This is a genomic window from Thaumasiovibrio subtropicus, from assembly GCF_019703835.1.
GTDB lineage: Bacteria > Pseudomonadota > Gammaproteobacteria > Enterobacterales > Vibrionaceae > Thaumasiovibrio > Thaumasiovibrio subtropicus.
Map to the genome: position 1 here is coordinate 1,425,234 of NZ_AP023055.1, position 12,165 is coordinate 1,437,398.

General features: G+C 48.1%; 9 protein-coding genes. All 9 read right to left on the minus strand.

The genetic code is table 11. The features are described 5' to 3' along the window. Positions 1 to 20 precede the first annotated feature (20 nt). The 9 genes from TSUB_RS22790 to dhbA all read right to left on the minus strand — a co-directional run bounded on the left by TSUB_RS22790 (position 21) and on the right by dhbA (position 12,151). A complete protein-coding gene (locus TSUB_RS22790; RefSeq protein ID WP_087017190.1) occupies positions 21 to 2,027 on the minus strand; it encodes a heparinase II/III domain-containing protein in 2,007 nt (668 codons plus the stop codon). A gap of 137 nt (positions 2,028 to 2,164) precedes the next feature. Beyond that, positions 2,165 to 3,568 carry a glucuronate isomerase gene (gene uxaC / locus TSUB_RS22795; protein WP_087017193.1) on the minus strand — a complete coding sequence of 468 codons (1,404 nt, stop codon included), beginning with the start codon at positions 3,566 to 3,568 and terminating at the stop codon, positions 2,165 to 2,167. A 151-nt stretch (positions 3,569 to 3,719) separates the two neighbouring features. Then, on the minus strand, positions 3,720 to 5,486 hold the full coding sequence (locus tag TSUB_RS22800) for a sodium:solute symporter family protein (RefSeq protein ID WP_087017196.1): 1,767 nt from the start codon (positions 5,484 to 5,486) through the stop codon (positions 3,720 to 3,722). A gap of 267 nt (positions 5,487 to 5,753) precedes the next feature. Continuing rightward, the gene (locus tag TSUB_RS22805) at positions 5,754 to 6,086 is read right to left on the minus strand and encodes a cupin domain-containing protein (protein WP_221274612.1); all 333 of its coding nucleotides are present in this window, start codon (positions 6,084 to 6,086) and stop codon (positions 5,754 to 5,756) included. 19 nt (positions 6,087 to 6,105) lie between these two features. After that, a complete protein-coding gene (kduD, locus tag TSUB_RS22810) occupies positions 6,106 to 6,867 on the minus strand; it encodes a 2-dehydro-3-deoxy-D-gluconate 5-dehydrogenase KduD (RefSeq protein ID WP_087017200.1) in 762 nt (253 codons plus the stop codon). A 523-nt stretch (positions 6,868 to 7,390) separates the two neighbouring features. Continuing rightward, positions 7,391 to 8,596, minus strand: coding sequence for an MFS transporter (locus tag TSUB_RS22815; protein ID WP_087023200.1), 1,206 nt, complete (start codon positions 8,594 to 8,596; stop codon positions 7,391 to 7,393). Further along, positions 8,593 to 10,002 carry an amidohydrolase family protein gene (locus TSUB_RS22820; protein ID WP_087023198.1) on the minus strand — a complete coding sequence of 470 codons (1,410 nt, stop codon included), beginning with the start codon at positions 10,000 to 10,002 and terminating at the stop codon, positions 8,593 to 8,595. The genes TSUB_RS22815 and TSUB_RS22820 overlap by 4 nt, the downstream gene beginning before the upstream one ends. A gap of 3 nt (positions 10,003 to 10,005) precedes the next feature. Further along, on the minus strand, positions 10,006 to 11,277 hold the full coding sequence (locus tag TSUB_RS22825) for an aminotransferase class III-fold pyridoxal phosphate-dependent enzyme (protein WP_087023196.1): 1,272 nt from the start codon (positions 11,275 to 11,277) through the stop codon (positions 10,006 to 10,008). Positions 11,278 to 11,380: 103 nt separating this feature from the next. Further along, positions 11,381 to 12,151 (minus strand): 2,3-dihydro-2,3-dihydroxybenzoate dehydrogenase, encoded by a 771-nt coding sequence (gene dhbA, locus TSUB_RS22830; protein ID WP_087023194.1) that lies wholly within the window; start codon positions 12,149 to 12,151, stop codon positions 11,381 to 11,383. Positions 12,152 to 12,165 lie beyond the last annotated feature (14 nt).

Here is a 12,165-nt window from a genome sequence, read left to right on the forward strand (position 1 = left end):
TGCGCGACTCGCTAGCGTAATTAGCTCACTGCTAGGCCATCCGGCTTGAACTCGAGCATCAACGCTTGTTTCGTCCCATCCGCTTTCACTAACACAATGGATAATACATCTCCTTGCCACTCAACCAAGACATCTTGCAATGGATCCGTTAACGACAAGTCATGGACAACGACAGAGCGCAGCTGCTGCTCTTGGCTTCGGCATAACATGTAAGAGAGCATTTTTGTGGCTGGATTATCTGGCCCCTGCCCAAACAGAAGCGAACCATTCGCCGCAATAAAGCACTGATAGTCGTTGCTTTGACCTTCTACAGAGAACCTCTCACGAGCAACTCCATCAATTACGCGCTGCTGGCAATCCGTTAAGCGACGCAATGGCCCCTCTGCAATCGGGTTTTGACAGTCGACATTCGCACTGTTTTTTATATAACTCGCCCGATAGTGCCAAACCAAATCGAGGGCTTGACCTTCAGGGTTCTCGACCTGATCAACTTGAATCGCAATATCACCCAACCACACCATACTGCGACGGAACTGCACGCCGCGATAAGCAGCATCATCCCATTGCACAATGGTGTGGCTATCAACACCTGGGTGCGTTTTGGACCAATCAACCAGGGTATCCACCACCGTCATCCCCTCATACTGTTGATAACTCAGTACGCTAGGTACCGCAGGCGGTTGGTTTTGCTGATTGACCGTTAACGTATTGTGCGTGGCCGAGTTTTTATAGTAACTATAATGCAGGTCCGCACCGTAACCGCAGGTGCCCAGATCAGGCAAAATTTGCTGCCCATGGCGGTACAAAATTAAGCCGAGTCGATCGTAATGGTCATGCTCTCCACCAAATGGTGCGTGCTTGAGCAACATCATATTGCCCAAAGACTCGTCGATCAGTTTTGTTATTCCGACACCGGGCGCATGCAGCTCTGTTGCCCGCAGAGGCTCAAGATCGTCAGGTAAGGTATCCACACCATATAAGAGCGCATCCAAGTTGTTACGACTGATATTCTGATAGATATTTTTAAGCGCGCGACCAAATAACGGATCGTTAAACTCTGCATAGGCATATTCAAACAAGTAGGATTGGTTCAATACCTCTTGCCCTGCAACGCAATCATTGATGAGCGGGAAGTGGCCATCTAGCATGATCAGATTAAGCGGATAAGAGAGCAATTTGTAGAAATTGGGATGCGACTTCAACGAATAGGGCGAGCGACGCGCCATGAGTTCAAACCCCATCAGAGCCTGCAGCGCATAGTAGTGATAGTGGACAGAGCCTTCAAACCAGAGCCCTTCACCAATCAAACCATGTTCCATTTGATAACGTAAGCCATACTCGGCTTCCACCGCAAACTCTATTAAAGCTGGGTCATCAAGCAGCAAGCCAATGACACCAATGGTCGAGCCGATCTTCATTTCGTGATTATGTAGCTGCGGTGTCCGATACTGCATCATGAACTCGGCACCTTCTCGCAGAAGGTTCTGTTCAATATGCTGCTGCTCTGCTACTGACAATGACGACTTAACAAAGTCATAGCCTCGTGCGAAGTCGATATGGCAGTTAGCCTCGCATAAAGTCTGAGAGTTCGCCTTACCCGGATTATTATAAGGAATACCGCCATGCTCCTCATAATCGGGATAGACATCAGCGTAGCCAATGAGAATCTCTTTGACCTTCTCAAGGTAAACGCGATCGCCCGTCAAATGCCAAAGCAGCCCTAAATCATTACAGGCTTTGGCATTTAGCCCATTAAGCCAACGCCACCAAGCACCATCAAACGGTTCTCCGGTAAAGACTTTGCCATCGACCGGACATCGATGTTCTTTGCTGTTATCTCTATCCCACTCTAAGCGGACGCCATGGTCTGGGCAGAAGTAGTAATGGTTCCACGTTGCACGTGCATCTGGCGGTACCAAGGTCTCTGAGTTGAGAACAACATGATTGTTCTTTATCAACGCATCAATCGTACCTTGATCACAGCGCGCTTTAATTCGCGCCATCTCTTGTTCGGTAAACTGCAACATAATGAAGTCTCTTTGCAAGTGCAGTGCACGTAGAAAGATCAGAACATCATTACGTGCAATGCCACCAAAAATTTAGGAAATGTGGCTGTCAGCTAGGCTAACTAACAGCCAATCAACGAAGGGTTATAACGGAGTGGTTATAACGCGAAGTAGCGTTTCGCATTGCGATAGCAGATGGCTTCAACGGTATCTTTCAGTAAGGCTTCATCATCCGGCAACTCGCCCTGCTCCACCCACTCCCCAAGCAAGTTACAAACGATACGACGGAAGTACTCATGTCGAGGGAAAGACAGCAGGCTGCGAGAGTCTGTCAGCATACCCACAAATCGACCTAACAACCCTAAATTAGCGAGCGCTTTGAGTTGCTCTAACATGCCGTCTTTCTGGTCATTGAACCACCAAGCCGAACCAAACTGCACTTTACCGGGTGCCGCGTCGCTGTCTTGGAATGCACCAATCAAGCCCGCAAGCACATAGTTATCTCGCGGATTCAAGCAATAAAGGATGGTTTGAGGCAGTTGGCGAGAAAAATCTAATGCGTTCAACAACAGGCTTAAGTTCTTAGCAAAACAAGTATCGTTTATCGCACTGAACCCGGCAACTGGGCCTACTTCGGCAAAGCGGCGCTTATTGGGGTCTTGAAGCACACCGATGTGAAGCTGGAAGGTCCAACCCAAGGCATGATTTTTCTGACCAATGAACTTGAATATCTGAGTTTTAAACTGCGCGGCTTCTTGAGGCGAAATCGCGCTACCTGCCAACACTTTCTTGAACACTTGGTCGGCGTCATCAAGGGTACACTCCTCGAAATCAACTTCCGCCAACCCCATGTCTGAGAGGCGGCACCCTGCTTGGTGGAAGTAGTCAAATCGCGCACTTACCCCTTCAAACAATGCATGAATGTCGTCAATCGCAAACTCAACCACCTCAGACAAGCGACCGACCCATTTCAAAAACGCCTCAGCGCGATCGATGTTGTAAAGTGCATCGGCACGAAAGGTTGGCAACACTTTCACCTCAAAACCGGCGTCCGCTAACCCTTTGTGATAACGGAGATCATCCAACGGGTCATCAGTTGTACACAGTGACTCCACATTCATCATTCGAATCATGTTGCGAGCAGAATAATCAGCCTGACTAATCTTTGCGTTGGCTTCTTCCCAAATTTGTGCACTATTGTTGGCGTTAATGATGGCATCAATACCAAAATAGCGACGTAGTTCTAAATGGGTCCATTGATAAAGAGGATTACCAATTAACTGCGGCACTGTTGCACACCAGTGCTCAAATTTATCGCGGTCACTGCCACTGCCAGTAATGAAAGACTCATCAATCGCATTGCTGCGCATAGCACGCCACTTGTAATGATCGTGGCCTAGCCAAGCCTGAGCAATATTATCAAACGTGATGTCTTCAAAGATTTCTTGGGCGCTGAGGTGATTATGGTAGTCAATGATTGGCAACGTTTTCGCGTAGCTGTGATATAAGCGTTTCGCCGTTTCGTTGTTTAACTGAAAATCATCACAAATAAAAGATTTCATGGGGTCTCCTCCTCCTTCACAGCTGCCTGCTGCGCAAGGATAGTATTTAAATTCAGAGGCACGGTTACTGATGAGATGCGCTAAAGCCAACTACCATGCCGACACTCAGTTTGAGAGTTACAGCCGCCACTTAGGCGGCTGAGGGGGAAAGCTACGATTGTGTCACTGCATCGCCAATGCTGGCTTCCGCTTCTGCACTTTTCTTCAATAGGTATCCGATAAGCAGCATGGCGCCTGAACACCCTACGAACACCAAGCGTCCCCAGAGTGGGTTGGGAATCAAGACCATAGCGACTAAACCTAAGCCCATATAAGTCACCAAAGTACCGAGTTTCATGCGTTGCATACGGTCATATTCATCTTGCTCGCTGTCAGCAATTACCGGGCGCTCAATATCGGCAAAGAAAGCCTCTTCTCGCGCGATATCTTCGGCACTTGGTTCTTTATAGAAGAGCTTGCTCGCCACAAAGAATCCAGCAGTCAAGAATAGGTGTGCTGCAATGGTAATGATGTTACGGAGCTCTGACGCTTCACGGCCTGTGATTTCACCCATGCCCGTTAGCTCTGCGAACCACTGCGGTGTGAGAACATTCATGCACAGCCAAGAAACAAACATGCCGAACACGACGGTTGCCCAAGGTGCCCATTTCGGCGTTTTCTTCACAATGATGGCAAGGAAAAGCGGTACAAGGATCGGGGTCGTCACCAGTGTTGAGACACTCATCATCAGGTCAAATAAGCTCATCTCTTTCAAAGAGTTAAAGAATTGCGCCATCAAAATAACCAAACCACCATTCACCACACAAGCCAGTTGTCCCGCACGAAGTAGCTCTTTATCTGACGCTTGACCTTTACGGACAATGGTTGAATAGAAGCTGCGCACAAAAATGCCTGAGTTGCGGTTTAATGCTGAATCCATTGAAGACATAGTCGCAGCGAATAGACCTGCCATCAGCAATCCAATTGTCCCCACAGGCATCCACTCACGAGCGAAGACGAGGAATACCGCATCGGCTGCTTTTGCGCCTAACTCTGGGTAAGCCTGGGCTGCATCTGGGTTTAAAATGGCCGTTGCCCAAGGTGGAATAAACCAGATGAAAGAACCTGCTAGCATTAAGAAGAAACCCATTAATGCCGCTTTATTCGCGTGCTTGGAATCTCGCGCACTGAGGAAACGATAGGCGTCCTGCATGTTATTGAGGTTTTGTACCTGTTTGACGATAAAGAATATGAAGGTACAGACCAAAAGCAGTGGGTAGTTCATATCTGGGCCGGTCACGAAGCCTGATGGGAACTCAGTCACAATCGTACTTGGACCACCGACAGCAACCAAGGCCACAATCGCACAAGCAATCGATACGACAGCAATAACCAGTGTTTGCACGAAATCTGAAGCCACCACGCCCCAAGCACCAGACAACAGTGAAATCACCAGAACCGCCGCACCTGTGACAAAGATGGTGGTATTAACATCGGCTTCGAATACTGCGGAAGCAAAGACGCCTAATCCATTCAGCCAAACACCGCCACTAAGGATACTGAGTGGGATAATTGCCCAGGTAAAAAACTGCTCATTGCCGTCACCGAAGCGACGTTTAATGCCTTCTGTCGGTGTATCAACGCGCATTTGACGATAGCGACGAGCGAAGAAGAAATGTGCACAAAGGTAAGCGACACAGTTTGCCAAAAAAACTGACATGATGGTCATACCATCGGTAAAGGCTTTACCCGCTGCACCGGTAAAGGTCCATGCTGAGAACTGGCACATAAACGCAGTGGAGCCAACCATCCACCAGAGCATCTTACCGCCCCCGCGGAAGTAATCACTTGTACTCTTGCTTGCCATCTTTTTAAACAGCACACTAATCGCTACCATCAATACAAAATAGCCCGCAATCACTATGTAATCATATGTCATAGATTCACCAAAACACCGTTTCAAATTCAGATTTAATCTTATTTCTAATTACCCACAATTATCAATAGCAATTTCAAAACAATGGTTCATTAATTTAATAAGTGTGAAGAGGATCAATTAATAATACAAATAAAAACAATAGAATAAACACAATGAATTAACTATTAACAATCAATACGAGAGATGAATGAAAGGAATAATGAATCATTTACTCATAAAAAGCCCTGAAAGTTCAGGGCAAAATAAAATCATCACTATTTTTATAATTTAGATAGGGTATTTACAAAAATCTCTACGCATAGGCGTAAAGGTGTCAATTAACACACCCTCATCAATACAAACACAACCATGCTCGATTTCGGGTTCTTTATACATAGTGTCGCCCGCTTTCACAACACGTTTTTCGTTCCCAATAGTAAATTCAAACACACCAGATAATACATAAGTAAGCTGCTCATGAGGGTGGGAGTGCATTGCACCAATAGCCCCCTTCTCAAAATAGACTTCAACCGACATCATATTATCGCTGTGCGCCAACACCTTACGGCGAATACCGTCTCCCAAGTCTTCCATTGGAATTAATGCATTATGTACAAACATAGTTAACTCTTTTTGATTGTTATCGTGCTAGCCAACCGCCATCGACTGCGAGCGTGTAACCATTCACGTAATCCGATGCAGAAGAAGCGAGGAAAACACAAGGCCCAGCGAGATCAGCTGGCTCTCCCCACCGTGCGGCAGGAATGCGTTCAAGGATCGCTTGGTTTCTCTGATCATCCGCTCGCAATTGCGCTGTATTGTTTGTTGCCATGTAACCTGGCGCTATCGCATTAACGTTAATACCCTCTTTTGCCCACTCGTTAGCCATTAAACGGGTCACACCCATGACACCGCTTTTCGACGCGGTATAGGAAGGCACTCGAATACCGCCTTGATAAGAAAGCATCGAAGCGATATTAATGATTTTTCCGCCATGACCTTGTGAAATAAATTGTTTCGCGACCGCTTGAGACATAAAGAAAAGAGACTTAATATTGATATTCATCACATCGTCCCAATCTTGCTCAGAAAATTCAATCGCATCATTACGACGAATGATACCCGCATTGTTGACCAATATATCGACTTTACCAAATGCGGTTACCGCTTTATCTACAATACTTGGAATATCATCAAGGCTCATTAAGTTTGCTCGTATATCAAGAAACGCTTGCCCCATCGATTTCATCTTTTCAATCGTTTCTGTTGGCTCAATAATATTAACACCAACGATGCTACAACCCGCATTCGCTAACCCTAATGCCATTCCTTGACCAAGACCGGTATCACAACCGGTGACAATAGCGACCTTGCCTTTTAAACTGAATGTATCAAGAATCATTGTCTATTCCTCTATGAGATTGCCCAAAGCGGCATGACCTTTCGATAAGTAAACATTACCAATAAAGACTATAAAAACAAAACAGCCTTTCATTTTAATAGGTAAAATATTCCAAAGAAGAGATCTAGATCAATGAGTGAGAAATGCACTTGTTAGTAATAATTAAATAAAGATAATCACAACAAATAGCAACTGAGAGTACAATCAACACAGTAAATGACTGATTATATACTCAGTCACCCCAAGGTGCTTGAATATACTCAAGCCACCTCAAAATGCAGGATTCAGAAGCAGACTAGCGGTTCGAGCTCAAGGCAAAGGTGTGAAGGAATGGCTTTCCCCTTTCGAGCGCCTTTAACGCAGAAATCGGGGCGCTAGTCGCTTCCCGAAGGGCGAGTTTTCTAGGCTCGCCACCTTTGTTACTGCTTTTTGATTTAGTCTACTAGACCTTCAAAGCAGTGCCTCGATGGCAAACCTAGAAACTCTCGCTGAACAAGCATCTTGAGGAGGCTTGAGTATATAACTAGCGCGACCTGAATACATGCAACAACGTTACCGTCACGCACACCGTTATTAACAAGATACCTAAGCCTCCAATAAACGCGCTATAGCTGTTCGTGAATGAAATGATAGGTTCACTGATAAACGGAGTCGCAAATTGACCCGCAAAAAAGCATGTCGTGATCCCGCCAATGACCTCCCCTCGCCGGGACGGAGGGGTAAAACTAAACAACCACACTATTAGGTTAGGTCGAACCATACCAAGACCCATGGCGGCGAGCCCGAGCGATAATGACGTGACAATGTAACCTGACGCGGTACTCAATAGTGCGATGCCGACGCCGATAACAGTCCAGCCTAGCAAATGTAATCTCTGGATTGTTAACCATTGGCTTAATCGACCATAACCCATTGAGACAAGTGACATGACCAGTAGGAATCCCGCCAGCCATAGCCCGCTCTCAGTGGCACTGATATCGCCCTGCACAGATAGCATTTCTGGCAACATAAACGGCAACTGCAGCGTCAAGCTATACAATACGAAGATCTCCGCCGACGCCAATGTATAGCAGAGCAAAATACCTCGACGATTAATTTGGGGCGCACTGTCGATCGCCTGCTTGTCCGTGTCCGATTTTGTCGGCTCGTCAATCCATACCATTACCCCAGGTAAAACCAGCGCAGCAAGCAAGTAAATAAAGAAAACACTCGACCAGTGTTGTTCCGCTATCATGCCCGCAAGCGCAAGAAAAACGACGCCTCCCAGTCCGCCAAATGCTGCTTGCAATCCCATATACTGGCCAAGTTTAGGCCCGGCGAAGTAGTCGCTTGCCAATGTAGTACAGCCGACCATGATCGCCGCAACGGCTACCCCCAAACACACGCGGCTAAACAATATAGCCGTCATGCTCTCCTGCCAAAAATAACCGGCCACGCCGCTTAAAGCGTAAATGAGAAGTGCCGAGACCAAGACAGGTTTTTTGTTGCTTCTATCCAACAATCGTCCAACTAACGGCGCACATATCGCGATCGCTAACCCGGGTAAGGTCATCGCCAATTTGACGAAAAATTCCGCTTGAGGTAAGTGTGAAAATGCGTTCGCCATTCCCGGCAATGCGGGCGCCAATGTTGCTCCCGCCATTACGGTCATCGTGCTTGCCAGCAGCAAGAAGAGTGTTCTCAGCCTTTGACGGCCAGAGCGTTCAGACGTCGATAGCGTGTGACTCATGATGGCCTCCCGATACGTTGGCGTGCAGACGAGATAGCTGACAGATAATCTTGATAGAGTTGCGCTTCATCAAAGCGTGGACTCTTGCCTTCAACAACAACCCATTCTCCACCGACCATTACGCTCTCAATATCTTTACTGGATCCCGTCACCAAGAACGTACGTAAAGGGTGATTGCTGAGTTTAAATCGATAGTCTTCAATATCAATCACGACTAAGTCAGCCTGTTTTCCGACTTCGAGTGAGCCAATGCGATCACGCCAGCCTAGTGCATTGGCCGCATACAAGGTGCCCGTTTTTAGTGCCAGTGTCGGCGGACAGGTCGTATTACAATTGTGCGCTTCATTGTGACCTAAATGAGTCGCACGCATCGCTTCACACATACCGCCAGTAAAGGACACATCACCATCGGACGATGTGGAAACCCAAGCGCCCTCTTTTAAGAAACGACCAATCTGACCTGTCTCACTGATCGTCGATTCTCCTAACATGCCGTAGTGCGCTGGCGAGTGACAAATGTTCACCCCAGTATCTCGTAAGCGTTGATATTCTTCTTCGGACGCGTAAGCGGTATGCACCGCTAATAACCTGTCGGTCAACAAACCCAGTCGGTCAAAACGTTCAATCGGCGAGCAACCAAACACCCGCACCATTGCTGCTCGCTCACACTTAAGTGGCGCAAGGTGTGTCGCATAAGGCGCATGATACTTGTCGGCGATCTCTTTCATCGCCAGTAACTGCGCATCAGAGCTGCCAAAAGCCCCTGTCACCGAAGGCATGCCATCCACCAGCCCGGAAGGATGACCATGCCATGTTTCAAATAGCTGCACCCAATCATCTGTCTGTTTTTGAGTATCGGCGATAACCTCAAAATGACTCGCACCGCGGGGGATCATTATGTCTGAACCCCAGCGACTCACCCTTAAACGCATGCCTAGATCAATCGCTGCCGTTGCCATCGCGTCAGGCAAGTTCGCAGAACCTAGATCACCCAGCGCAGTGCTGCCTGATCGTAACTGCGTCCACATGCTCCACCGCGCAATGGCAACACCTTCCTCTAATGACAACTTGTCGCCCACGGTGGATATAAAACCAAACATGGAACCGAGTGCCGCCACATCTCCTCCATTTGAATACGGCGTAGGCACGAGATCGCTATCGTCGGGTTTCTCATGATTAGGGGCAACAAAGCTCTCATGCCAATGCGGATTAACAAATCCGGGCAAGACGAGCTTACCCTTGGCATCCATGTGCTGGCTCGCTCGCGCTTTCACGGTATCAGGCAGTTCGCTCATTGGCCCTAGGCCTGTAATTGCGTTACCTTCTATCGCGATCCAGCCGCTTTCAATAACCGTGTTTGCTTCATCCGATGCGTAAATAAACGCATTTGTTATCAATACACTCATCGCCTATGCACCCGACATCTCTTCAACCTGCGTTGGGGAAAAGATCCCTTGCGCTATCATGGCCTCTAACGCACCTCGAACAGCGCTGATGGCAACATTGATATCTTCGGTTGTATGCGCACCACTGATGAAGTTAACTTCACGCCTTAACAGTACGCCACGCTTTGCCATTTCCGCGACAAAGGGTTCTGCATATTTCACATGCTCTTGCGGATTGCGCGCGAATAGAAACATCGGGATCGGATCATAGCCAACAACCTCCAGCGGCGTACCCAGTTGCCTTGAAATCGCGTTCACTTCGTTCTTAAGCAGCTTGCCAAGTCTCGCAATTCGCTGAATATAGTCAGTGGTCTTATACTCATTGATGACAGCATCACAGACCTCAAGAGACAGCATTTCCCCGCCAAATGTCGTCGACACCTGAAGCGCTTCCATTTGCGACAACCACTTGTCCGGCCCGGCTACCGCAGAAAGTGGCATGCCGGCGGCAATCCCTTTTGAGAGCGTCACCATGTCGGCATCGACACCGAAGTACTCCTGTGCACCGCCTAATGCCAAGCGGAACCCTGTCACGACCTCATCAAAGATCAGGAAGATCCCATGCTCAGTGCAGGCTTGACGCACCTTCAATAAAAATTCTGGTGTCAATACGCGATTGTATGGCACCGATAAAAGCACCGCCGCCAATGTCGCTTTATGTGACTCAAGCAGTGCCAGAATTTCCGGCTCATCATTGGGAGTAAATAGGGGCATACGATGGGTGTAATCTTGGATCTTTGCTGGAACTCCCGGCGTATCAAACTGATACTGATCATGCCAGCCGTTGTAGCCAATCGTAACGATCTCTTCGCGCCCCGTAATATGGCGCGCTAAGCGCACTGCTGCTGAGTTTGCATCTGCGCCTGTTTTAAAAAAGCGTACCTTCTCCGCATTGGGAATCACACTGATCAAATTCTTCGCCGTTTTGATCTCGACTGGCGCCGGAAGCGAGTGAATCAAGCCGTTGCTCAAGTTGGACTCGATGGCGTAACGTACCGCAGCATGATTATGCCCTAGCGTGTTGGCCGCAAGGCCACAGATGAAATCAACGTACTCATTACCATCAACATCTTTGACTCTTGCACCCTGCCCTGAAGCGAGATAAACAGGAAAGCGTCCGTCAGCAAACTGCTCTGGTTTTTTCATCATTGACTGAGTAAACCCCGCGATCACTTGTTCACCTTCGGCGCGGAATGCGAATGATTGGCTGAGATTCAAATCCTTTGTCTCTGTCATGGTTTTCTTCCTTTCTGGTTCTGTCCGGATATTCCGGCTATCACGAGTGATTGAAGATCACTCAATTGAAATAACATCTTTAGCGATTGGCACGTGCGATTAGCTAGGCTTGCCCCAGCGTTGCACCACCATCGATGACCACGCTTTCCATCGTGATATGTTTGGCTTTGTCGGAAAGCAGAAACAACACCACCTCGGCTATCTCTTGTGGTGATGCAATGCGTTGGAGTGGAATGCCGAGTCGATGCGTGGCGAGGTTGCCCGCAATCGCGCGCTCACGCCCTGAATCATCCATCCAAAGTTGACGTTGCATGGGTGTATCCGTTGAGCCCGGTGAGACTAAATTGCAGCGAATGCCATATTCCGCCAGCTCAAGCCCAAGATTCTTAATCAATGCCGCCAATGCAGCTTTCGAAGCACAGTAACTCCCCATATCTAACCGCGGTGTCTTGGCAGCATTCGACCCGACTGCAACGATTGCACCTCTCTTTCGCTTCACCATCGCGCGAGCCGCCATCTGGCAAAGATAAAACGGGCCATGACAGTTAACAGCAAATGTCTGCAGCCAATCTTCAGATGGGTGTTCAAGTAAACGGTGCATATGAAGAATGCCCGCCACACTCACCACTCCATCTATGTGCCCAAACTGCTCGAGCACTTGCTTGATCACATGCTCGACATCCCCCTTGTTCGACACATCGAGCTTCGCCCGCCACACGCCCTCTTTAACCTGTGTTAGCCTTGATGCTTCGAACGCGATATCCAAAGCAATCACGGTTGCGCTATGCGCTGAGAGCGCATCAACCACGGCTTCTCCTATTCCTTGGGCCGCACCCGTCACCACGACCACGGCATCTCGAAACGATCTCTCCATGACGTCCCTCCTTA

What these genes read in the sequence shown, in the direction of transcription:
- TSUB_RS22790 (WP_087017190.1), bottom strand. Translation starts at nt 2,027, where the DNA reads ATGTTGCAGTTTACCGAACAAGAGATGGCGCGAATTAAAGCGCGCTGT.
- uxaC (WP_087017193.1), bottom strand. Translation starts at nt 3,568, where the DNA reads ATGAAATCTTTTATTTGTGATGATTTTCAGTTAAACAACGAAACGGCG.
- TSUB_RS22800 (WP_087017196.1), bottom strand. Translation starts at nt 5,486, where the DNA reads ATGACATATGATTACATAGTGATTGCGGGCTATTTTGTATTGATGGTA.
- TSUB_RS22805 (WP_221274612.1), bottom strand. Translation starts at nt 6,086, where the DNA reads ATGTTTGTACATAATGCATTAATTCCAATGGAAGACTTGGGAGACGGT.
- kduD (WP_087017200.1), bottom strand. Translation starts at nt 6,867, where the DNA reads ATGATTCTTGATACATTCAGTTTAAAAGGCAAGGTCGCTATTGTCACC.
- TSUB_RS22815 (WP_087023200.1), bottom strand. Translation starts at nt 8,596, where the DNA reads ATGAGTCACACGCTATCGACGTCTGAACGCTCTGGCCGTCAAAGGCTG.
- TSUB_RS22820 (WP_087023198.1), bottom strand. Translation starts at nt 10,002, where the DNA reads ATGAGTGTATTGATAACAAATGCGTTTATTTACGCATCGGATGAAGCA.
- TSUB_RS22825 (WP_087023196.1), bottom strand. Translation starts at nt 11,277, where the DNA reads ATGACAGAGACAAAGGATTTGAATCTCAGCCAATCATTCGCATTCCGC.
- dhbA (WP_087023194.1), bottom strand. Translation starts at nt 12,151, where the DNA reads ATGGAGAGATCGTTTCGAGATGCCGTGGTCGTGGTGACGGGTGCGGCC.